The sequence below is a fragment of the Streptomyces changchenzhani genome, from assembly GCF_039766235.1.
In the GTDB taxonomy this organism is placed as follows: domain Bacteria; phylum Actinomycetota; class Actinomycetes; order Streptomycetales; family Streptomycetaceae; genus Streptomyces.
In genome coordinates, this window is sequence record NZ_JBDHNH010000004.1 from 17,539 (window position 1) to 37,955 (window position 20,417).

Sequence of the window (20,417 nt, forward strand, 5' to 3'; positions counted from 1 at the left end):
GGACGCCGGATCGGTCAGCCGAGCGGCACGGCCAGGGTGTGCAGATAGCGCATCAGGGTCATGAGGACATCGCGGCTGGACCCGCGCCCGCGCGCGTCGCAGTCCACTATCGGCACCTCGGGGGGCAGGTCCAGGGCCGTACGCAGCGCCTCGACGGGGTGCTGGGGCGCGTCCGGGAAGGTGTTGATGGCGACGACGAACGGCACACCGCGCTCCTCAAGGCGGCCGATCACGTCGAAGCTGACTTCCAGGCGGCGGGTGTCGATCAGGACGACCGCGCCCAGGGCGCCTTCGAACAGGCCGTTCCAGAGGAACCAGAAGCGTTCTTGTCCGGGGGTGCCGAAGAGGTAGAGGACCAGCTCGTCGCTGAGACTGATCCGGCCGAAGTCCATGGCCACGGTGGTGGCGGTCTTGCTCTCCACCCCGGAGTTGTCGTCGACCCCGACCCCGGCCTGGGTCATGGTCTCTTCGGTGGTCAGCGGACGGATCTCGCTCACCGAACCCACCATGGTGGTCTTGCCGACCCCGAACCCGCCCACGATGACGACCTTCACCGCCGCTGTGGCGGTGGTGGGGAGAACGTCCTCGCTGCGGGGGCCGACGACCGTGTCAGAGCTTCTGAAGTCCATGCATCACCGCTTCGAGGAGGGACCGGTCGGGCATCGCGGCGCGAACGACCGGCGCCCGCGATTCGACCAGCTCGGTCGAGAGGAGTTCGGTCAGCAGCGCGGTCACCACGCTGAACGGCAGGCTGAGATACGCCGAGATCTCGGCCACGGACAGCGGCGCCCGGCACAGCCGCAGGATGGCGGCCTGTTCCGGCTGGACCGTCGGGGTCGGTTCGGTGCACGAGACGACCATCGTGACCAGGTCGAGCGGGGCCCGGGCCGCTCCGTCCGGGCCCCCCGTGATCACGTACAGCCGTTCCGGATCGCCGGGCCCCGACTCGGGTTCTCGTCGTTCTCGTCGAGGAGAAGTCATCCGGCCTGCCCGTCGTGCCGAGGCGGGCTGGTCAGGTGGGCGCCGATACGGACGACCATGTCCCGCATCCGGGCCCCCACCAGGCCCGCGTCCACCGTCTCGTCCGCGAGCACCGCGAGATACGCGCCGGCTCCGGCCGCCATCAGGTAGAAGAAGCCGCCGCTGACCTCGATGACGACCAGTCGCATGCGGCCGTCGCTGTCCGGGATCTCGGAGGCGACCGCGGCGGCCAGGCTCTGCAGTCCCGCACATGCCGCCGCGAGCCGGTCGGCGACATCGGGGTCGCCGCCGTGCCGTGCGATGCGCAGGCCGTCCGCGGAGAGGACCACGATCTGCTGGACCTGCGGTACCCCGTCGGCCAGCTCCTTGAGCATCCAGTCCATATTGGCCCGCTGCTGGATCACTTGAGATCTCCCTTGTCCAACGCATCGTCGGGTTCTTCGTCGGTCGACGAGCCCCGCGGTGTCCCGTTGGCCGCTTTGGTGAATGCCTCGAGCCAGATGCCCGGCTCGGGTTCCTTCTCCGGACTGTGGCCGTTGGTGCTCCGGCCGTTGTGTGTTCCGTTGTGCGTCGGTGCGGACAGTTCCTCGGCTGCGGCCGGCGCCGCATGGGAGCCGTACGGTGCGCGGATTCGGCTGCGGCGCTGCGGCAGCCCGCCCGGTGTCCACTCGGTCACCACGGGGATGTCCTCCTCCATGGCCGCCGCTGTGGGCGTCGGCCTGGGCGGCCCTGCGACCGGTCGGGGCGGCCGTGCGGTGGTACGCATCGGCACCCGCAGCGTCTCCGGGGACGGCAGCCCGGACGAGCCCTGCCGGGGAACCGCGGAGGCACCGATGCCGTGGGCGATGCCGGGGGCCGGGCCCGTGGTGACCACGTCGCGCGGGACGATGAGCACCGCGCGGACCCCGCCGTACGCGGACTGGCGCAGCGAGACCTGAAGGTCGTACATCTGGGAGAGCCTGCCGACCACGGCCATGCCGAGCCGCGGGGTCTCACCGAGGTCATTGAGGTCGATGCCCGCCTGCGCCTGCGCCAGCATGCGCTCGGCCCGGGTCCGTGCCTCCTCGCTGAGGCTGACCCCGCCGTCCTCGATCTCGATGGCGATGCCGGTCTGCACCTCCACCGCGGTGACGTGCACCCGGGTCTGCGGGGGCGAGTAGCGGGCTGCGTTGTCGAGGAGTTCGGCGCAGGCGTGGATCAGCGGCTCGACGGCCGTGCCGACGATGGCGACCTTGGCGATCGAGTGCAGATCGACGCGCTGGTACTCCAGGATCCGGGACATCGCGCCACGCAGCACACTGAACAGCGGTACGGGCTTGGGCCATTGGCGGCCGGGCCGGGCGCCGCCGAGTACGGCGATGGAGTCGGCGAGCCGGCCGATCAGCGCGGTGCCGTGGTCGATGCGCAGCAGGTCGTCGAAGACTTCGGGGTTGCGCCCGTGCGCCTCTTCCATCTCCCGCAGTTCGCTGGCCTGTTGATGCACGATGGCCTGTACACGGCGTGCGATGTTGACGAAGGCGCGCTGCGCGGACTCACGCATGGCCTCCTCGGTGTCGACGATGTCGAGGACGGAACGCAGCAGATCGCGCTGCGGTTCGGGGAGATCGCGGTACGTCGGGTCACCGTCCACCACCGCACGGATCACCTCCGCAGGTGATTCGCCCCGGCGCAGCCGGTGGATCGCCGCCGGCAGCAGGACCTGGCTGAGTCGCAGGGTTTCCTTGTCGTGGCCGACGATGCGCTGTTCGAGATGGGCGAGTCGCTGCTCGTACTCGATGCGCAGCGTTCGTACGGCCCGGCCGCGGCGGGTCACTTCCGCGGCGAACGCGGTCACCACGACGGTGGCCAGTGCCCCGAACCAGGCAACAGGTATCCGGGCGGGCTCTGGCACGAGCGCCAGGGCGACGGCGGTGGCCGTGGCCATCAGGAGGACGGGCGGCAGGAGTGCGCGGGCGAAGTTGGATTCTCGGTCGGTCGGAGACGATTCAACACGAACCATTTAAACCTTCTGGCGGTCGATGCGGGGATGATTTCGAATCATCAGGGCACTTGGGAACAAGTGCCTGATTTCATATCAACTTGGCGCGCTTTGAGCGAGCTTAGCCAGATCGGATCAGCGTGACGGCATATTCACGCAACCCTCTGCACGGACCTTCGCGCGGGTTTAGAATCGCCAATTTTGCACACTCGGCTCATGGGTGTGTGCGGGGAGTAACTAAACGGGTGACGGCTGGGTCTGGTGTTCGCGGACGACGCACGCAGAAGGCCGCCCCCGTGGTGCCGGGGGCGGCCTTCTGCGTTGTGGTGCTCGGTTGCCGGTCTGCTCGTGCCCGGCCGGATGTCAGGCGATGGACGCCGAAATGATCGCGGCCACCGCGATGTTGCAGGACGCGGTCACCCAGACCGCCGGGTGCGGCTCGCTCTCGACGAGCGTCTTGCCCAGCTTGCCCGGCGTGACCAGATCGACCACCAGGAACGCCACCGCCATCATGACAAGACCGAGCACCCCGAAGGCGGCCGTCGACGCGAGTCCCTTGCCGAAGTCGTTGTACGTCGTCCAGATCGACGTGAAGACGATGCCGCCGATGCCCAGGAGCGCCGAGCTGAGCAGGAGCGCGGCGTTGCGGTTGCGCTCCTCCCAGATCTGCCGGTCGAGCTTGCCGGGGGTCAGGGCGTCCACCAGGAAGATGCCGAGGGTCAGCAGCACCACGCCGAGGGCGCCGTAAGCGGCCGCGCGGCCAAGTCCGTTGACGATGTCTTCCATGAAAGTCTAGTCTCCGCGGGTCAAGTTGATCGTGGTCGAGGCGAGGCGAAATCTATCGCACGGGCGTGCTGGTGCGAAGGTGCGGGTGGAAGGCGGGTGGCGGGCGCCGGTCGTCGGCCCGGCGGCGTGTCCGGGGCGGCCGCACCCGGACTGTCGCGAGCAGTTACGCTCCGGATCATGAGCGGATCGGACCAGGAAGAGACCCTGGAAGCCCAGGCGGGGACCCCGGCAGGGGACCGGGCAGAGACCGCGGCGGACCCGGCGGAGACCCCGGCGGTCCAGGCCGAGACCCCTGCGACGGACCGGGTGGGCACCCCCGTGGACCAGGCAGGGACCCCGGCGGACCAGCCGGGGGCCCCGGCGGAGGCTGCTGACAGTCCCGGGTCCGCGCGTCCCGGGCTCGCGCCGAGTCAGGCCCGGCGGCTGCGGATCGCCGCGGCCTCGTTGCTGATGGTGGCGCTGGCCGTGGTGCTGGTGGTGCGGCTGGCGAGCCGGTCGTCGGTCCTGGTCGTGGGGGTGTACGGGCTCGCCCTGATCCTGTGCGGAGTGGTGATCGAACTCAGTCGGCGCGGGCGCACGCGGCTGGGCAGCTGGCTGCTGGGTATGGGCCTGCTGGCGGCGCTGGCCGCGGACCGGTTCCTGATTCCTTGACCCCCGGACATGCCTTGCCCTCCCCCGGACACGCCTGGGCTCCCTGAGACCCCGATTCCCCGCTAGCCTCCCCGCAACACAACCGAGGAGGGGTCCGGTGGTCCGGGAACAGGCGGGACGAGTGCTCGCGGCGAATCTGCGGGCGCTGCGGGAAAGGGCCGGGGTCTCGCTTTCCGGGCTGGCGCGGCAGTCCGGGATCGCGAAGGGCACGCTCTCGCAGCTGGAGTCGGGTACCGGGAACCCCACCATCGAGACGGTGTTCAGTTTGTCGAACGCCCTGGGGGTTCCGGTTTCCTCGCTGCTCACCGAGCGGACCGACCCGGACGTGGTGCTTGTGCGCTCGGACGGCCTCGAAGTGCTCAGCAGCAACGCGGTGGACCTGCGGCTGCTGCGCAGGATGGACCTGACCGACCGGGTCATCGAGCTGTACGACCAGCGGGTGCGCCCCGGCGAGGTGCAGCGCTCCGGCGGACATGCAGGGCGCGAGCACGTGGTGGTCACGGCCGGGCGGCTGCGGGTCGGTCCGCCGGACGCGCCGCACGAGCTCGGGCCCGGCGACTACGTGTCCTTTCCGGCACGGGCGCCGCACATCTACGAGACCGTCGACGGGCCGGTGACCTCGGTACTGATGCTGGAGTACCCGGCCGGACAACTGCTGAGTGCGCACGAGGGGTTGACGCGCCTGGAGGGTGCTCCCTAGTGTCACGACCGTTCATTTAAATGAACGGAGGTGGGACGGGTGGTTCTTCCGGACGTCGTGGTGGTCGGCGCGGGCATGATCGGCGCCGCGTGCGCCGAGGCGCTCGCCGCCGAAGGGCTGCGGGTCACCGTCCTCGACCGGGGCGCCCCCGCGAGCGGAACCACCGCCGCGGGCGAGGGCAACATACTGCTGTCCGACAAGGCGCCGGGCCCCGAACTGGCCCTCGCGCAGGCCTCACGCCGTCGCTGGCCCCAACTCCTCGCCGAGCTGGCGGAGTTGCTCGGACCCTCGCTCGCCGAAGCCGAGTGGGAGCCCAAGGGCGGCCTCGTCGTCGCCACCACCGGGACCGCCCTCGCGCCGCTCGCCGCGTTCGCCGCGGCGCAGCGCACGGCCGGCGTCCTGGCGTACGCGCTGAGCCCGGCCGAAGCGGCCGAACGGGAACCGCACCTGACGCCCGACGTCACGGCCGCCGTCCACTACCCCGAGGACGCCCAGCTCCAGCCCGTGCTCGCCGCGACCGCCCTGCTCGCCGCCGTACGGGCCAGGGGCGGCCGGGTCCTGGCCGGTGTCACGGCGCTCGGCGTGACCAGGGACGCGGGCGGCGCGGTCGACGGCGTGCGCACGGACCGAGGACCGATCGGCTGTGGCGCGGTGATCAACGCGTGCGGCCCCTGGGCCGGCCGGTTCGCGGCCGCGGCCGGCGCGGGCATCGCCGTGCTGCCCCGGCGCGGCGTGGTGCTCGTCACCGGGCCGCTGCCGCCTGCCACCGTGCGGCACAAGGTGTACGACGCCGATTACGTCGGCGCGGTCGCCAGCGGCGAAGCGGACCTCCAGACCTCGACCGTCGTCGAGTCGACCCGCGCGGGCACCGTCCTCATCGGATCGAGCCGCGAGCGCGTCGGCTTCGACGAGACACTGCGGGTCGAGGTGCTGCGCCAACTGGCCTGCAAGGCCGTCGGATTGTTCCCGGTGCTCGCCGAAGTCCCGGTCATGCGGGCGTACGGCGGATTTCGGCCGTACGCCCCCGACCATCTGCCCGTCATCGGGGAGGACCCCAGGCTGCCCGGCCTGTGGCACGCGACGGGGCACGAGGGTGCCGGGATCGGACTGGCCGCCGCCACCGGGCAGTTGATCGCCGATCTGTGGACGGGCCGGACACCGGCCGTCGACCCCGGCCCGTTCCGGGTGGACCGCCCGGCCGTCATGGAGGAGGTACCGGCGTGAAGGTGCGGGTGGACGGGGAGGAGACGCCCGCGGAGCTCGGGCAGAGCGTCGCGGGGGTGCTGATCGGCGCCGGACGGGTGTCCTGGCGTACGACGAGGGGCGACGGCCGGCCGCGCGGGATCTTCTGCGGGATCGGCGTCTGCTACGACTGCCTGGTCGTCGTGAACAACATCCCGGACGTGCGTGCCTGTCAGCGGCTCGTCGAGGACGGCGACGAGATCCGCACCCAGTACGGCGCGGAGCTGCCGTCATGAGCCGGGTCGTCGTGGTGGGGGCCGGCCCTGCGGGCATCAACGCGGCGCGGGCCGCCGCGGCTGCGGGCGCGGAGGTCCTGCTGATCGACTCGGCTGCGGCACCCGGCGGCCAGTACCACCGGCAGAACTCCCGGCGCGCGGCCGGCGGTTCTGCGGGCGGCACCCGCCGCACCGCCGCCGCACTCGCACTCCCGGCCCGCGTCGAGCACCTCGGGCACACCGTCGTCTGGGCACTGGAGCCCGCACCCGGCGGCGGCCACCGACTCCACCTGCGGACCGGCCCCGCCGACGGCCCCGCGCTGCGCGGCCGCAGCGTCGACACCGAGGCCCTGGTCCTGGCCACCGGCGCGTACGACCGGGCGCTGCCCTTCCCCGGCTGGGACCGGCCAGGGGTGTACACCGCGGGCGCCGCCCAGGCGCTGGCGAAGGGGCAGGGGGTTGCCGTGGGGGAGCGGGTCCTGCTCGCCGGGACCGGCCCCTTCCTGCTGCCGGTCGCCGCGTCCCTGATCGGCGTCGGGGCGCGCGTGGTCGGCGTACTGGAGGCGAACGACCCGCTCACCGGCTGGCTTTCGCAGCCCGCCGGACTGCTGGCGGGGCGCGGCAAGGCGGGCGAACTCGCCGGGTACGCCGCCCTGCTCGCCCGCCACCGCATCCCGTACCGGCGCCGCCACGCCGTCGTCGAGGCCCACGGGAAGGACCGGGTCGAAGCGCTGACCACGGTCCGCCTCGACCACCACTGGAACGTGCTGCCGGGCAGCGCGCGGCGCATCGAGGCCGACGCGGTGTGCGTCGGCTTCGGCTTCACGCCCCAGCTCGAACTGGCCGTGGCCGCGGGGTGTTCGACCCGGGGTGGCTTCGTCACCGTCGACGCCGCCCAAGCCACCTCCGTGCCCGGCGTCTTCGCCGCCGGTGAACTGACCGGCATCGGCGGCGCCGCCCTGGCCGCCGACCAAGGCACCGTCGCCGGAACGGCCGCGGCCCGCATCCTCGGTGCCCGCACCCGGGCCCCGGTCCGCGCGCTGCGCAGGGTCCGCGAAGGGCGCCGGTTCGCCGCCGCGCTGGACAGGGCGTACCCCGTCCGGCCGGGCTGGCGGAGCTGGCCGCGCGAGGACACGCTCGTGTGCCGCTGCGAGGAGGTCACCCTCGGCGAGCTGCGCCGCGCCGTCGAGGACCGCGAAGCCTGCGGAGTGCGGTCGCTGAAGCTGGTCAGCAGGGCAGGGCTCGGCCTGTGCCAGGGCCGCGTCTGCGGACGCAACGCCGCCGAGCTCGCGGGCCTGCCCGACCCCGCGACCGCCTTCGCCCGCCGCCCGATCGCCGCGCCCGTACGGCTCGGCGAACTCGCCCTGGGCGCCCATGACCTGAGCACCCACGAGCCGGGCACCCAAGCCCAGGACACCCACGCCCGGACCACCCACGAGCCGGGCACCCACGAGGAGCAGGAATGACGCAGGAGAAGCTCGACGGAGTCATCGTCGCCACCGCACTGCCCTACCGGGAGGACCGAACCGCACCCGCCGGTCTGCGCGTCGACCTCGACCAGTACGCCGCGCACTGCCGCTGGCTCATCGACAACGGCTGTCGCGGCGTCGGCCCCAACGGCTCGCTCGGCGAGTACTCCTCGCTCACCGACGAGGAGCGCCGCGCGGTCGCCCGTACCGCTGTCGAGGCGGTCGGCGACGACGGGATCGTGGTGGTCGGCGTGCACGGCGTCGGCTCGCACCAGGCCCGTGCGTGGGCCGAGAAGGCCGCCGAGGACGGCGCGCACGGAGTGCTCTGTCTACCGCCGACGATGTACCGCGCGAACGTCTCCGAGGTGATCCGCCACTTCGAGCAGGTCGCGAGCGTCGGCCTGCCCGTCATGGTCTACAACAACCCCATCGACACCAAGATCGACCTGACCCCGGCCGTCGTCGCGGAGATCGCCAAACTGGACAACGTCGTCGCCGTGAAGGAATTCTCCGGTGACGTACGCCGGGTCACGGAGATCGCCGAGCTGTCACCCGGGCTGACCGTCGTCGCCGGAGCCGACGACGTGGCCCTGGAGTCGCTGCTGATGGGAGCGACCGGCTGGTTCGCGGGATTCCCCAATGTCTTCCCCGCCGCGTCCGTACGGCTCTTCGACCTCGCCGCGCAGGGCAGGACCGCCGAGGCCCGCGCCCTGTACGAACCCCTGGTCGCGGCCTTCCGCTGGGACTCGCGCACCGAGTTCGTCCAGGCCATCAAGCACAGCATGGACACCGTCGGCCGCTACGGAGGTCCGTGCCGCCCGCCCCGCGGCCCGCTGAGCGCCGGACAGCTCGCCGCGCTCGCCGCGGACCTGCGCCGCGCCACCGACCACCTCGCCGCGCACCCGCTGGGCGCCTGAGATGCGCGCGTCGAAGTACTTCTCCGCGGTCGACTCGCACACCGAGGGCATGCCGACCCGGGTCATCACGGGCGGCATCGGCGTGATCCCCGGCGACACCATGGCGGCCCGCCGCGAGTACTTCGTCAAACACCTCGACCACATAAGGGAGTTGCTGGTCAATGAGCCGCGCGGACACTCCGCGATGAGCGGCGCCGTCCTCCAGCCGCCGACCCGGCCGGACGCCGACTGGGGCGTCCTCTACATCGAGGTCTCGGGCTGCCTGCCGATGTGCGGCCACGGCACCATCGGTGTGGCGACTGTGCTCGTGGAGACGGGAATGGTCGAGGTGACGGAACCGGTCACCCAGGTACGGATCGACACCCCGGCAGGCCTTGTGGTCGCCGATGTCGCCGTCAAGGACGGCCGGGCCACCTCGGTGACCTTCCAGAACGTCCCCGCCTTCGCACTGGAACTGGACGCCGAGGCCGATGTGCCCGGCCTCGGCCGGGTCCGCTACGACATGGCGTACGGCGGCAACTTCTACGCCGTACTGCCCCTCGCCGACCTGGGCATCGGCTTCGACAAGGCAGCGAAGAACCGGATGCTCGACGCGGGTCTGGCCCTCATGGACGTGATCAACACCCACAACCGGCCCGTACACCCGGCCGATCCGGGCATCGGCGGCTGCAAGCACGTCCAGTTCGTTGCACCCGGCACCGAAGGCGGCAGCGACGCCCGCAACGCGATGGCCATCCACCCCGGCTGGTTCGACCGCTCCCCGTGCGGCACAGGCACTTCGGCGAGGATGGCCCTGCTGCACGCGCGCGGCCAACTGCCCCTGCACCAGGACTTCGTGAACGAATCCCTGCTCGGCACCCGATTCACCGGACGGCTGATCGGCGACACGACCGTCGGCGGACTGCCCGCCGTCGTACCGACGGTGACCGGCAGCGCCTGGATCACCGGGATGGGCCAGTATCTGCTCGATCCCACCGATCCGTTCCCGGCCGGGTTCACGCTCTGAGAGCCATGGCCGGGCGACGCCCACTACTCCCGGGCCGCCGGCTCGGGCACGATGGCGGCGTGGACACAGTGGACACAGACGCGCGAGCCGCACTCGACGCCCTGCAACGCGACCTCTACCCCCACTACCCCCACTACGCGCGCGCCCGCGCCGTCGTCGCGCTGCAGCAGCTGCTCGACGACCAGTGGGAGCTGCTGTGCGCGCGGCCGGAGCTGATCCCCGCGGCGATCGAGGAAGCCGCCCGCTACGACACCGCGGTCAAGGGATTCCGACGCGGAGCGCCATGAGCGACCCGACACCTTCGACATCGCGCGGACACCGGCCCGCCATCTGTCCTTCGGCCGCGGCGTGCACGCTTGTCCCGGGTCACAGCTCGGCCGGGAGCAGATCCGCCTCACCCTCGAACCGTTCACCCGCAGGCTGCCCGGACTGCGCCTCGCGGCGGACCAGGAAGTCGTCTGGCGACCGACCCTGATCCACCGCTCGCCCGAGGCGCTGCATCTTGTTTCTTAATCCAGGTAGTCGCGCAGGACCTGCGAGCGCGACGGGTGACGGAGCTTGGACATGGTCTTCGACTCGATCTGCCGGATGCGCTCGCGCGTCACGCCGTAGACCTTGCCGATCTCGTCCAGCGTCTTGGGCTGGCCGTCGGCCAGACCGAAACGCATCGACACGACGCCCGCCTCGCGCTCGGAGAGGGTGTCGAGGACTGAGTGCAGCTGCTCCTGGAGGAACGTGAAGCTGACCGCGTCGGCGGGGACGACCGCTTCGGAGTCCTCGATGAGGTCACCGAACTCGCTGTCGCCCTCTTCACCCAGGGGGGTGTGCAGGGAGATGGGCTCGCGGCCGTACTTCTGGACCTCGATGACCTTCTCGGGGGTCATGTCGAGCTCCTTGGCGAGCTCCTCCGGGGTGGGCTCGCGGCCCAGGTCCTGGAGCATCTGGCGCTGTACGCGCGCCAGCTTGTTGATGACCTCGACCATGTGCACCGGGATACGGATGGTGCGGGCCTGGTCGGCCATCGCGCGGGTGATCGCCTGCCGGATCCACCACGTCGCGTACGTCGAGAACTTGAAGCCCTTGGTGTAGTCGAACTTCTCCACCGCGCGGATCAGACCGACATTGCCCTCCTGGATGAGGTCCAGGAAGAGCATCCCGCGGCCGGTGTAGCGCTTGGCCAGCGACACCACCAGACGGAGGTTGGCCTCCAGGAGGTGGTTCTTGGCCCGGCGGCCGTCCTCGACGAGGATCTCCAGCTCACGGCGGAAGACCGCGGTTCCCTCGCTCTCGTCCTCCAGCTTGTGCTCGGAGAAGAGACCCGCCTCGATGCGCTTGGCGAGCTCCACCTCCTGCTCGGCGTTGAGCAGCGGCACCTTGCCGATCAGCTTCAGGTAGTCCTTGACCGGGTCGGCGGTGGCGCCGGCGACCATGACCTGCTGCGCGGGTGCGTCGTCCTCGTCCTCGTCGGACAGGACATAGCCGTCACCCTGCTGCGCAGGCTTCGTCGGCTTGTCGTCCGAGTCCTTGTCGTCCGCGTCGTCGGCCCACGCGTCGGGCTGCGTGTCCTCGGTGGCTGCGGCCTTCTTGGCAGCGGTCTTCTTCGCGGCAGTCTTCTTCGCCGCGCGCTTCGCCGGGGCCGGGGCCGGAGCCCCGTCCGCGCCGTCGCCTACCGGTATTGACGCGGAGGACGCCGTGGAGGCTGCCGCGGCGGTCTTCTTGACCGTCGTCTTCTTGACTGCGGCCTTCTTGGCCGGACGCTTCTCCTCGTCCCGCGCGACCGTCTTGCGCGCACGCTTGACGGGAGCCTTGGCGGCAGCGGCGGCCGCCGTCACCATCAGCGTCACGCCCTCCTCGTCGAGGATCTGGTTGAGGCTGCGCAGCACCCGCTTCCACTGGTCCGCGGGGATGCTGTCCGCCTCGAAGGCGTGGCGTACGTCGTCGCCGTTGATGTGACCCTGCTCCTTGCCACGCTCAATGAGCGTGATCAAGGAAGGGGATTCCGCAATCTCCTGTGGAAACGGGCGGGACGGACTGACCGACACGAGGAGCCTCTCGTAGCAAAAAATGATGACTGGGTAACGTCGCATGACGTAACGGGCAGCGCGACGACACCTGTGGGTTCATCGCACGCCCGCGCCATTTCGTTACGCCTTGAATGGAGTGACCTGGGCCACTTTCCTGAAACGGCCCGGTGGGAGCCCTGCGGATAGCGTGACGACATGACCGACGGCAGCGCCCATGTACTGATTCTCGGCGGTACGACACAGGCCCGCCAACTTGCGGAAACACTGGCTCCGCGCCCCGCATTCCGGGTCACCACCTCGTTCGCCGGGCGCGTCGCGCACCCCAGGACGCCGACCGGGGACGTCAGAGTCGGCGGCTTCGGCGGTCCTGCGGGAATGGCCGCCTGGCTGCGTGAACACCGGGTGGACACTGTGATTGACGCCACTCACCCCTTCGCCGCCGAAATCAGCGCCAACGCGGCGCGGGCGGCCGCCGACACGGGCGTCACCCTGTTCGCGCTGCGCCGCCCCGGCTGGCACGCGGGCCCCGGCGACCACTGGCACGGGGCCGCCGATCTCGCCGAAGCCGCCGCCCTGCTCCCCGCGCTCGGCACGCGGATCTTCCTCACCACCGGCCGACTCGGACTGGCGGCCTTCGCGGGCCTGGACGAGCTGCACTTCCTCGTACGTTCGGTGGAAGCCCCCGAGCCGCCACTGCCCCGCCGCACCGAGGTGCTGCTCGACCGGGGGCCGTACACCGTCGAGGGCGAGACGGCTCTGCTGCGTGCACATGCCATCGATGTCCTGGTCACCAAGGACAGCGGCGGCCGGGCCACCGCCGCCAAGCTCACGGCCGCCCGCGACCTCGGCCTGCCGGTCGTCGTCGTACGCCGCCCGCCCCCGCCGCCCGGGGTGCCCGTGGTGTCGGACGTAGCAGGGGCGCTGGCCCGTTTGGGTGTGGAGGACCCGAGTGTCAGTCGCGGCGCAGCAGGTACGTGTCCATGATCCAGCCCTTTCGGGCACGGGCCTCGGCGCGCAGCTCCAGGATCCGTTCCGAGACCTCGGAGAGCCTGCCGGAGACCAGGATCTCGTCGGCGGTCCCGATGTACGCCCCCCAGTAGATGTACGGGTCCTCCCGCGCGTACCGCTGGAACACCTGGTGGGCGTCGAGCATCACCACCACGTCGTCCGTGCCCTCGGGCCAGCCCTCGGCGAGCCGCCGTCCGGTGGTGATCTGTACGGGCCGCCCGACCCGGTTCAGCCCGGTGCGGTGGCGTGCGACGAGCGCGGAGACACTGCTGACGCCCGGCACGACCTCATGGTCGAAGGCCACCGTGCCCCGCTCCAGGATCTCCTCCAGGATGCCGAGGGTGCTGTCGTACAGCGCAGGGTCGCCCCAGACCAGGAACGCCCCGGTCCCGTCCTCGGCCAGCTCGTCGGTGATCATCCGCTCGAAGATGTCGGCCCGGCGGCTGCGCCAGTCACCGACGGCGGGGGAGTAGTCGGCGCCGCCCGCCTTGCGGTCGCGGTCCGGATCGCGACCCTCGACGAGCCGGTACGCCCGGCCGTCCGCGATGTGCCGGTCGAGGATGTCGTGGCGCAGCCGGATCAGGTCGGACTTCTCCTCGCCCTTGTCGAGCAGGAAGAAGACGTCCACCGCGTTGAGCGCCTTGACGGCCTGGAGCGTCAGATGGTCGGGGTCGCCCGCCCCGATGCCGATGACATAGATCTTTCTCACGCCCCGAGTCTGCCGTACGGGTGACCGGCCGGTCAGCCCCGCAGGCGCGGAGCGCTCTCGGCGGCCTGCACCGGCTTCTCCTGCTGTACGACACGGTCCACCAACTCCCGCGCCCAGGAGATCAGGTGGGCCAGGTCGATGCCGTACGGGCGGGCCTCGGGGTACTCGGCGATGACGGTGGCGCCGCGCCGCAGCAGTGTCGCGCCGCCGCTCCTGTTGCCCCGGGCGGCATGCGTGAGGCCGACGGCCAGCTGGGCCAGGGCCCGCCACAGGGCGCGCTCCGACTCCGGGCCCGACTTCCAGGCGTCCTCGAAGACCTCGTGCGCGTGGAAGGGCATTCCGGCGTCGAGCAGCCGCTGCGCCTCCTCGACGGTGTCGTCGCCGGTACGCACCACACCCTCGGGCTGGCGCTCCACGCCCGCTTCGCCGTAGGGCAGCGGCCGGCCGAGGCCGTCCCGCGGTCGCGCGTTGCGTGCCCGCCCCTCGGGGTCGCGGTCCCTGCGGTCGTGCTGCCTATCGTCCACCTGCCCATTGTCCCTCCCGGGGCCTTGGGGCGGGTGCCGCGCGGGCGCCCCCCGCCCCCCTGAACGCGCCCCCGCCCGCCACCAGTACGGCGAAGGTCGACGCAGCGCCGTGAGGAGCACCCGTGGAGTGAGGTATGGTTCTGGTGCACGCTCAGCCGGGGGAAACCCCAGGTCAGCGGGTGCCGGGACGTGGCGCAGCTTGGTAGCGCACTTGACTGGGGGTCAAGGGGTCGCAGGTTCAAATCCTGTCGTCCCGACCAGCGTTTTACGCAGGTCGCAGGCCGCATCGGGATCATCCGATGCGGCCTTTCGGTTTCCCGGAGCCGTCAGGTACGGCACGATGCGGATCATGCGCGTACTGATCCTTGAGGACGACCCGCAGCTCGCGCCCTGCTCGCCTTCGCCCTCACTGCCCGCTGAGCGGGGGCGAGTGCGAGTGCGAGTGCCTCAGCCGAGCAGACGCAGAGCGGTGGCGGACCTGCCGATGCGGATCGTCTGGCCCCAGGTCAGTTCCAGGGCGTCGGACTCCATGCCGTCGCCGAAGGCGATCAGGCGGTCGGACTCCACGGTGAGGCGAAGCCGCTGCTCGCCGGTGAGTGCCCCCGCGACCAGCGAGGTGCCGGTGGCGGGGGAGGGCCAGGCCTCCCGTACGAACCAGATCAGCCGGGGATCGGCCGGCCCGGGGAGCGGCAGGGCGGCGCCGCGTTCCTGCCACAGGGAGCGCAGCCAGCCGGTGGCGCCGGTGCCGGTGCCGACCAGGACACCGGAGGAGGCCTGCGCCTCGGCGGGGGCCGCCTCGTCGTCGTGGCCCAGTTGGTAGCGGGCGGTCTGGTGGCCCGGCGGGCCGAAGTAGATCTCGTTGAGGGCGAGAAGACGCTGGGTGTCGTCGGCGACGGCCTCCACCATGGTGAGTTCGTCGACGCTGCCCGCGCCCGCCGCGGCGGCCCCGAGCAGCGCGGGCGCGTCGGCCGCACGGTGGCGCACCAGGACGCCGGGGTTGCGGCCGGGATCGGTGTTGATGCCGACCACCGGCTGGCCCGACAGGTACTTGGCGGCATTGGCGACCAGCCCGTCCTGGCCGACCACGACCACCACGTCCTCGGGTGCGAAGAGGAACCGGTCGAGGTCGGCCCGCTCCACCCGTGTCTGCCTCCACTGGAGCGGCACGGCCGCGGCCACCTCGACGAGCGCCTGCCGCGTACGGCGGTGCCGCTCGCGCACCTCCTCGATGCCCCGGCCGCGCGAGGACAGAAAGAACGCGGCCTGGCCATGAGTGCCGTGCCGGGCGAGCAACGCCTCGTACTCGGTGGTGCGATGCACCAGCACCGCGCGCGGCGCGAGGCTCACGCCCCCTCCCCGTCGCTGCGGCCGAGCCTGGCGAGCAGCCCCGTGAGCACGTCGGGGGAGAGCGTGACGCTGTCGATGCGGGGCAGATTCTCGGCGAGCCGGGTGACGGCCAGAGCGTGCAGCGTCGCGGAGTCCACCTCGGCGTGCACCCGCAGCCAGGCGGCCTGGGACTCGGCCCGTGCGGCGCCGACCTCGCGCGCCGCCTCGGCCTCGGCCCGCGCGAGGCGCACCGCACGGGCCGCCTCGGCCTCGGCCCGTACGCCGTCCGCCGCCGCGTTCTCCTCGGCCTCGCGGCGGGCGTTGGTGCCGCGCTGCTCGACCAACTGCTCCTCCTGACGGGCCAGTTCGATCTTGCTGCCGAGTTCATTCTCGGCGATGGCGCGCTCGCGCTGCACGGCGACGGCCCGCCGCTCGTACGTCGCGCGGTCGGCCTCCTGCTGGATCAGTTCGCGCGCGGGTGTGCGCAGGGCCCGTTCGACGTCCGGCTCGGGGCGGATGGCGACCACGCGTGCGGTCACCACCTCGATGCCGGTGGCGGGCAGCCGCGGCTCGCCGGCGAGACCGGCGGAGATCCGCTCCCGTACGGACGCGACACCGTTGACCAGGGCCGCCGCCAGCGGGGTGCGGGCCAGGACGTCGAGGGCGTGCTGCTGGGCGGTCTCGGTGAGCAGGGTGGAGATCTGCTCCAGCGGGGCCCCTCGCCAGGCGCCGGTGTCCGGGTCGATGGAGAAGTCGAGACGGGCGGCCGCGGTGGCCGGGTCGCTGATCCGGTACGTCACGGTGGCCTGCACGCTCACGTCCTGGAAGTCGGACGTACGGGCGTGGAAGGCCATGGCCAGCTCGCGGTCGTCGACCGGTACTTCGGAGAGGGCGGCCGTCAACGACCGGAACCAGAAGCTCAGTCCCGGGCCGTCGTGGACCAGCCTGCCGCGCCTGTGGTGGCGGACGTGGGCGGTGGGCGCGGAACGCAGATGGCGCCGGCCGAGGCGCCTGGTGATGTCGGCCATGGTGGGGCCCCTCTTTCTCGTCAGTTAGACGATATGACGCAACGCCATTATCGTCAAGGTGACTTGAAGGGGGCATGGCATAGCATCGGTCCCCGATATGGACTCCGTGACCCTGTGGGAACTGGCCGTGCTCGCAGCGGCGTCGGCGCTGGTCGGCTTCTCGAAGACCGCCGTGAGCGGTGCCAATACGATCAGCCTCGCGGTTTTCGCGGCGGTGCTCCCGGCCCGCGAGTCGACCGGTGTGCTGCTGCCGATCCTGATCGCGGGAGACCTGCTCGCCGTGTTCGTCTACCGGCGGCACGCCCACTGGCCGACCCTGCTGCGGCTGTTCCCGGCGGTGGCCGTGGGTGTGGTGCTGGGTGCGGTGTTCATGCTGTGGGCCGACGACGACGACGTACGCACCTCGATCGGCGCGATCCTGCTGCTGATGGCGGGCGTCACGCTGTGGCGCCGCCGGGCGCAGGCCGACAACGGCGGTGACAGTGACAGTGACAGTGACAGTGACAGTGACAGTGACAGTGACAGTGACAGTGACAGTGACAGTGACAGTGACAGCGACAGCGACAGCGACAGCGACGGCGACGGCGCGGGTCAGGGGCCAGGCGGGGGGCCGGGCGGGGAAGTGGTGCGCGGCGGTCGGGCCAAGGCGCGTTCGTACGGTGTGCTCGGCGGATTCACCACGATGGTCGCCAACGCGGGCGGCCCCGTCATGTCGCTCTATCTGATCTCCGCGGGCTTCCAGAAGCTCGGCTTCCTGGGGACCTCCGCGTGGTTCTTCCTGATCGTCAACACCTCGAAGGTGCCCTTCAGCGTGGGCCTCGGCCTGATCGACCGGCAGTCCCTGCTGCTCGACGCCGCGTTGCTGGTCTTCGTCGTCCCCGGCGCGTACCTGGGCCGCAAGTGTGTGGGCCGGATCAACCAGCTGGTCTTCGAGCGGCTGGTGATCGGGGCGACCGTGCTGGGCGGCCTTCAACTGCTGCTGCGCTGAGCCGGACCGAGCCCCGGGCCGGGCTGGGAAGCGTAGGTGCGCTCCAGCCCGGCCCAGGACCCGGGGCGGGCTCGGTCAGACGATGCCCTCGGCGATTTCCGCCTCTTCGCGGGCGGTTCCGTACGACGACGGGGTGCTGTAGGTCCGGCGGGCGACGAACCACCACACGGTGGCCAGGGTCAGCACCGTGATCAGCGCGATCGACGCGTAGTTCATGGACGAGACGGTGACCGGGTACGACTGCGGCAACAGGAAGACCACAGTGATGACGGCCACCCAGGTCACGGCGGTCCAGCCGATCGGCTTGCTCCAGCGGCCCAGGTTCCAGGGGCCGGGCTCGAAGTTGTCGCCGGCCCGCAGGCGCAGGTAGATGGGGATCGCGTACGCGGGGGTGATGCCGATGACATTGATCGCCGTCACCGCTCCGTACGCCGTCGCTGAGTACAGCGAGGGCAGGGCGAGCAGGGCGGCGACGCCGACCGACAGCCACACCGCGGGAACCGGCGTCTGCGTGCGGCGGCTGACCCGGCGCCAGATCTTGGAGCCCGGCAGCGCGCCGTCGCGGCTGAAGGCGAACACCATGCGGCTGGCCGCGGCCACCTCCGCGTTGCCGCAGAACAGCTGCGCGGTGATCACGACGAGCAGCAGGGCGGTCGCGCCGCCCGTTCCCAGCGCGTCCAGCAGGATCTGTGCCGGCGGTACCCCCGTGGCGCTGTTCTGCGTTCCCGCGTAGTCCTGGATGGCGAAGGTCAGGCCGGCCAGCAGGGCGAAGCCGGCGATCCAGGACACCCAGATGGCGCGCACGATGCCGCGGGCGGCCGAGACCGATGCGTTGGAGGTCTCCTCGGAGAGGTGGGCGGAGGCGTCGTAACCGGAGAAGGTGTACTGCGCGAGGAGCAGGCCGATCGCGGCCACATAGATCGGATTCGACCAGCCGGTGTCATTGACGAACTCGGTGAAGACGAACGACGGCGACTGGTGGTCGGAGGGCACGATCGCCAGCGCGCCGACGATCAGGGCGACACCGCCGAGGTGCCACCACACGCTGATCGAGTTGAGCACACTGACCAGGCGTACGCCGAAGAGGTTCAGTACCGCGTGCAGCAGGAGAATGCACAGGAAAATGACCATGGTGGAGCCGGGGGTGGGGGTGAAACCCCACTGCAGATTCAGAAAGGCGCCGGTGAACAGGGCCGCGCCGTAGTCGATTCCGGCGATGGCACCGAGCAGACCGAGCAGGTTGAGCCAGCCGGTGTACCAGCCCCACTTGCGGCCGCCGAGCCGGTCGGCCATGTAGTAGAGGGCGCCGGATGTGGGGTAGGCGCTGGTCACCTCGGCCAGTGCCATGCCGACGCACAGGACGAACAGGCCGACGCCGATCCAGCCCCACATCATCACCGCGGGGCCGCCGGCGCCCAGGCCGAAGCCGTACAGGGTCATGCAGCCGGAGAGGACCGAGATCACCGAGAAGCTGATGGCGAAGTTGCCGAAGCCGCCCATCCGGCGAGCCAGCACCGGCTGATAGCCGAGCTCCCGCAACCGCTCCTCTTCGTCCTTCTGTGGAACAGGGGTCGAACTCGACCACTTGGGTGGGGATATGGACATGGGGATGCCTCCGGGGGAGAGGGGACGTGTGGGGCGGGTGGGGTGGACCGGTCGATGTGGAGGTGACTGAGTGGAACGGACAGAGCGGAGCGGACATGGGAGTCCGCGGGAAATTCAAGGAGCGGGAGGTTACGGGGGAGAGGACGAGGGGAGGCATCGGCCCCGGGCGCGGAGGAACAGCTCTTCGGCCAGCGAGGCGTCACCGGGACCGCGGGTGCGGTACGCCCACGGCAGGGTGGTGTAGAGCGGCCCCAACGCCTCGAACACCCTGGCCGCGTCGTCGAACTGCTGCGCGCCCCACAGGGCGTGTGCCAGATAGTTGAGGTCCAGCAGGGACCGGTCGGCCGGCGCGGAATTGTCGAACCAGATGCGCAGGGCCCGCAAGGCGTCCCGGGTGGCGTCCTCCGTCACCCAGTGCAGGTCCAGCGCTTTCTCGTGACCGCGGTCGCGGCGGTAGCGCTCCACCCGGACGTACAGCGGAAGCGCCTGGAGCGCCGACCCCTCGGGCGCGGCGGAAGCGGCCCACTGGACGAAGTTGACGCCCTCGGACAGCGGTCCCACGGGCTGGCGCGCGTAGATGAACTGCAGCATCCGGTGGTACGCCTCGCGGTTGCACGGGTCGCGCTTGTCGGCTTCGGCCAACAGACCCCACGGCCCCGGGGAGAGCATCGGACCCGGCGGGGGCATCCGGTGGTCGTCCCACCGCTGCCGCTCGTCGAGCTGGGCCAGCGCCAGCAGGCACACCCAGGGCACCGGGTCCGCGGGGGAGGCGCTGGAGGCCAGCTGACATGCCTCCCAGGCGGCCCGCCACAATTCCTGCGTACGCGGGTGCCCCTCGCGGTGGGCCCGCACGGCACGCTCCACCACCACACGGGTGTGCATCACCGTCGCGGCGACGCTGTGCGGCTCCTCGTTGCGCCAGGCCTGTACGGCGTCGGACCCGGCGGCCACGGTCGCCAGTACCTGGGTGCGCTGGGTCCACAGGCCCCAGTCGGGGGTCGCTGCCAGCAGGTCGCGCATGGACACCCAGCGGCCGGTACGCAGCTCCTGGACGGCGACGCGCAGGGCGCTGTCGTGGCCCGCCGGGTGGTAGACGGGGCGGAACTCATCGTGGGGCATGGGTCATTCCCGCCATCGCGCGGCCGGACGCGGCGATTGCTGTGGTCGTCATGGGTCCTCTGGGACCGTGGGGGTGGGCGGGCATGCCCTGGTCAGTGGCATCCCGAACTATTCGTTGGCGTACCGCTGTTACTCGGCGGA

The 20,417-nt window shown here is 71.2% G+C and carries 22 protein-coding genes, 1 tRNA gene and 1 pseudogene; 11 read left to right on the forward strand and 13 right to left on the reverse strand.

The features are described 5' to 3' along the window. Positions 1-14: 14 nt before the first annotated feature. From ABCR94_RS14340 to ABCR94_RS14360, 5 genes are all read right to left on the reverse strand, one after another. Positions 15-629: a GTP-binding protein gene (locus tag ABCR94_RS14340; RefSeq protein WP_347119665.1), complete on the reverse strand. Its 615-nt coding sequence runs from the start codon at positions 627-629 to the stop codon at positions 15-17. After that, complete coding sequence (locus ABCR94_RS14345; protein WP_347119666.1) at positions 610-981, reverse strand: DUF742 domain-containing protein; 372 nt, start codon at positions 979-981, stop codon at positions 610-612. The genes ABCR94_RS14340 and ABCR94_RS14345 overlap by 20 nt, the downstream gene beginning before the upstream one ends. Beyond that, the gene (locus ABCR94_RS14350) at positions 978-1,385 is read right to left on the reverse strand and encodes a roadblock/LC7 domain-containing protein (RefSeq protein ID WP_347119667.1); all 408 of its coding nucleotides are present in this window, start codon (positions 1,383-1,385) and stop codon (positions 978-980) included. The genes ABCR94_RS14345 and ABCR94_RS14350 overlap by 4 nt, the downstream gene beginning before the upstream one ends. Continuing rightward, positions 1,382-2,980 carry an ATP-binding protein gene (locus ABCR94_RS14355; protein WP_347119668.1) on the reverse strand — a complete coding sequence of 533 codons (1,599 nt, stop codon included), beginning with the start codon at positions 2,978-2,980 and terminating at the stop codon, positions 1,382-1,384. Before ABCR94_RS14355 ends, ABCR94_RS14350 begins: the two co-directional genes overlap by 4 nt. Before the next feature lie 342 nt (positions 2,981-3,322). Then, on the reverse strand, positions 3,323-3,745 hold the full coding sequence (locus tag ABCR94_RS14360; protein WP_347119669.1) for a DUF350 domain-containing protein: 423 nt from the start codon (positions 3,743-3,745) through the stop codon (positions 3,323-3,325). A 177-nt stretch (positions 3,746-3,922) separates the two neighbouring features. Here ABCR94_RS14360 and ABCR94_RS14365 point away from each other — a divergent pair, with 177 nt between their 5' ends. The 8 genes and pseudogenes from ABCR94_RS14365 to ABCR94_RS14400 all read left to right on the forward strand — a co-directional run. Then, positions 3,923-4,396 (forward strand): hypothetical protein, encoded by a 474-nt coding sequence (locus ABCR94_RS14365; RefSeq protein WP_347119670.1) that lies wholly within the window; start codon positions 3,923-3,925, stop codon positions 4,394-4,396. Between the two features lie 97 nt (positions 4,397-4,493). Beyond that, the gene (locus ABCR94_RS14370; protein ID WP_347119671.1) at positions 4,494-5,096 is read left to right on the forward strand and encodes a helix-turn-helix domain-containing protein; all 603 of its coding nucleotides are present in this window, start codon (positions 4,494-4,496) and stop codon (positions 5,094-5,096) included. 75 nt (positions 5,097-5,171) lie between these two features. After that, the gene (locus ABCR94_RS14375) at positions 5,172-6,320 is read left to right on the forward strand and encodes an NAD(P)/FAD-dependent oxidoreductase (protein ID WP_521977132.1); all 1,149 of its coding nucleotides are present in this window, start codon (positions 5,172-5,174) and stop codon (positions 6,318-6,320) included. Continuing rightward, on the forward strand, positions 6,317-6,574 hold the full coding sequence (locus ABCR94_RS14380; RefSeq protein ID WP_347119673.1) for a (2Fe-2S)-binding protein: 258 nt from the start codon (positions 6,317-6,319) through the stop codon (positions 6,572-6,574). The genes ABCR94_RS14375 and ABCR94_RS14380 overlap by 4 nt, the downstream gene beginning before the upstream one ends. Continuing rightward, on the forward strand, positions 6,571-8,019 hold the full coding sequence (locus ABCR94_RS14385) for an FAD-dependent oxidoreductase (protein WP_347119674.1): 1,449 nt from the start codon (positions 6,571-6,573) through the stop codon (positions 8,017-8,019). Before ABCR94_RS14380 ends, ABCR94_RS14385 begins: the two co-directional genes overlap by 4 nt. Then, positions 8,016-8,939: a dihydrodipicolinate synthase family protein gene (locus ABCR94_RS14390; RefSeq protein WP_347119675.1), complete on the forward strand. Its 924-nt coding sequence runs from the start codon at positions 8,016-8,018 to the stop codon at positions 8,937-8,939. Before ABCR94_RS14385 ends, ABCR94_RS14390 begins: the two co-directional genes overlap by 4 nt. A 1-nt stretch (position 8,940) precedes the next feature. Continuing rightward, positions 8,941-9,945, forward strand: a complete 1,005-nt coding sequence (locus ABCR94_RS14395; protein ID WP_347119676.1) for a proline racemase family protein — start codon at positions 8,941-8,943, stop codon at positions 9,943-9,945. Positions 9,946-10,127: 182 nt separating this feature from the next. After that, positions 10,128-10,458: pseudogene (locus ABCR94_RS14400) on the forward strand (cytochrome P450); the annotation flags it as partial. Here ABCR94_RS14400 and ABCR94_RS14405 read toward each other — a convergent pair. Then, the gene (locus tag ABCR94_RS14405; RefSeq protein ID WP_347119677.1) at positions 10,455-11,987 is read right to left on the reverse strand and encodes an RNA polymerase sigma factor; all 1,533 of its coding nucleotides are present in this window, start codon (positions 11,985-11,987) and stop codon (positions 10,455-10,457) included. The pseudogene ABCR94_RS14400 and the gene ABCR94_RS14405 sit on opposite strands and share 4 nt — an antisense overlap. Before the next feature lie 177 nt (positions 11,988-12,164). Between ABCR94_RS14405 and ABCR94_RS14410 the strand changes: the two genes are divergently transcribed. Continuing rightward, positions 12,165-12,953: a cobalt-precorrin-6A reductase gene (locus tag ABCR94_RS14410; RefSeq protein ID WP_347119678.1), complete on the forward strand. Its 789-nt coding sequence runs from the start codon at positions 12,165-12,167 to the stop codon at positions 12,951-12,953. Here the strand turns inward: ABCR94_RS14410 and cobF are convergent. Continuing rightward, positions 12,922-13,686, reverse strand: a complete 765-nt coding sequence (gene cobF, locus ABCR94_RS14415; protein WP_347119679.1) for a precorrin-6A synthase (deacetylating) — start codon at positions 13,684-13,686, stop codon at positions 12,922-12,924. The two genes, ABCR94_RS14410 and cobF, sit on opposite strands and share 32 nt — an antisense overlap. Positions 13,687-13,718: 32 nt before the next feature. Further along, positions 13,719-14,210, reverse strand: coding sequence for a DUF309 domain-containing protein (locus ABCR94_RS14420; RefSeq protein WP_347119680.1), 492 nt, complete (start codon positions 14,208-14,210; stop codon positions 13,719-13,721). A 183-nt stretch (positions 14,211-14,393) separates the two neighbouring features. Between ABCR94_RS14420 and ABCR94_RS14425 the strand changes: the two genes are divergently transcribed. Beyond that, positions 14,394-14,470: transfer RNA gene (locus ABCR94_RS14425), tRNA-Pro, on the forward strand. On the opposite strand, the gene ABCR94_RS14430 is transcribed toward ABCR94_RS14425, so the two are convergent. The 3 genes from ABCR94_RS14430 to ABCR94_RS14440 all read right to left on the reverse strand — a co-directional run bounded on the left by ABCR94_RS14430 (position 14,433) and on the right by ABCR94_RS14440 (position 16,564). Further along, positions 14,433-14,561, reverse strand: a complete 129-nt coding sequence (locus ABCR94_RS14430) for a hypothetical protein (RefSeq protein ID WP_347119681.1) — start codon at positions 14,559-14,561, stop codon at positions 14,433-14,435. The two genes, ABCR94_RS14425 and ABCR94_RS14430, sit on opposite strands and share 38 nt — an antisense overlap. Before the next feature lie 96 nt (positions 14,562-14,657). After that, the gene (locus ABCR94_RS14435; RefSeq protein ID WP_347119683.1) at positions 14,658-15,557 is read right to left on the reverse strand and encodes a hypothetical protein; all 900 of its coding nucleotides are present in this window, start codon (positions 15,555-15,557) and stop codon (positions 14,658-14,660) included. Then, a complete protein-coding gene (locus ABCR94_RS14440; protein ID WP_347119684.1) occupies positions 15,554-16,564 on the reverse strand; it encodes an SPFH domain-containing protein in 1,011 nt (336 codons plus the stop codon). Before ABCR94_RS14440 ends, ABCR94_RS14435 begins: the two co-directional genes overlap by 4 nt. A 97-nt stretch (positions 16,565-16,661) precedes the next feature. Between ABCR94_RS14440 and ABCR94_RS14445 the strand changes: the two genes are divergently transcribed. After that, positions 16,662-17,552, forward strand: a complete 891-nt coding sequence (locus ABCR94_RS14445) for a sulfite exporter TauE/SafE family protein (RefSeq protein ID WP_347119685.1) — start codon at positions 16,662-16,664, stop codon at positions 17,550-17,552. Between the two features lie 75 nt (positions 17,553-17,627). On the opposite strand, the gene ABCR94_RS14450 is transcribed toward ABCR94_RS14445, so the two are convergent. Both ABCR94_RS14450 and ABCR94_RS14455 read right to left on the reverse strand, forming a co-directional pair. Next, positions 17,628-19,157 (reverse strand): amino acid permease, encoded by a 1,530-nt coding sequence (locus tag ABCR94_RS14450; protein WP_347119686.1) that lies wholly within the window; start codon positions 19,155-19,157, stop codon positions 17,628-17,630. Positions 19,158-19,286: 129 nt separating this feature from the next. Beyond that, positions 19,287-20,276: a hypothetical protein gene (locus ABCR94_RS14455; RefSeq protein WP_347119687.1), complete on the reverse strand. Its 990-nt coding sequence runs from the start codon at positions 20,274-20,276 to the stop codon at positions 19,287-19,289. Between the last annotated feature and the right edge of the window lie 141 nt (positions 20,277-20,417).

Coding starts and splice junctions, on each gene's coding strand:
- ABCR94_RS14340 (WP_347119665.1), bottom strand. CDS start 629: ATGGACTTCAGAAGCTCTGACACGGTCGTCGGCCCCCGCAGCGAGGAC.
- ABCR94_RS14345 (WP_347119666.1), bottom strand. CDS start 981: ATGACTTCTCCTCGACGAGAACGACGAGAACCCGAGTCGGGGCCCGGC.
- ABCR94_RS14355 (WP_347119668.1), bottom strand. CDS start 2,980: ATGGTTCGTGTTGAATCGTCTCCGACCGACCGAGAATCCAACTTCGCC.
- ABCR94_RS14360 (WP_347119669.1), bottom strand. CDS start 3,745: ATGGAAGACATCGTCAACGGACTTGGCCGCGCGGCCGCTTACGGCGCC.
- ABCR94_RS14365 (WP_347119670.1), top strand. CDS start 3,923: ATGAGCGGATCGGACCAGGAAGAGACCCTGGAAGCCCAGGCGGGGACC.
- ABCR94_RS14375 (WP_521977132.1), top strand. CDS start 5,172: ATGATCGGCGCCGCGTGCGCCGAGGCGCTCGCCGCCGAAGGGCTGCGG.
- ABCR94_RS14385 (WP_347119674.1), top strand. CDS start 6,571: ATGAGCCGGGTCGTCGTGGTGGGGGCCGGCCCTGCGGGCATCAACGCG.
- ABCR94_RS14390 (WP_347119675.1), top strand. CDS start 8,016: ATGACGCAGGAGAAGCTCGACGGAGTCATCGTCGCCACCGCACTGCCC.
- ABCR94_RS14395 (WP_347119676.1), top strand. CDS start 8,941: ATGCGCGCGTCGAAGTACTTCTCCGCGGTCGACTCGCACACCGAGGGC.
- ABCR94_RS14410 (WP_347119678.1), top strand. CDS start 12,165: ATGACCGACGGCAGCGCCCATGTACTGATTCTCGGCGGTACGACACAG.
- ABCR94_RS14430 (WP_347119681.1), bottom strand. CDS start 14,561: ATGATCCGCATCGTGCCGTACCTGACGGCTCCGGGAAACCGAAAGGCC.
- ABCR94_RS14440 (WP_347119684.1), bottom strand. CDS start 16,564: ATGGCCGACATCACCAGGCGCCTCGGCCGGCGCCATCTGCGTTCCGCG.
- ABCR94_RS14445 (WP_347119685.1), top strand. CDS start 16,662: ATGGACTCCGTGACCCTGTGGGAACTGGCCGTGCTCGCAGCGGCGTCG.
- ABCR94_RS14450 (WP_347119686.1), bottom strand. CDS start 19,157: ATGTCCATATCCCCACCCAAGTGGTCGAGTTCGACCCCTGTTCCACAG.
- ABCR94_RS14455 (WP_347119687.1), bottom strand. CDS start 20,276: ATGCCCCACGATGAGTTCCGCCCCGTCTACCACCCGGCGGGCCACGAC.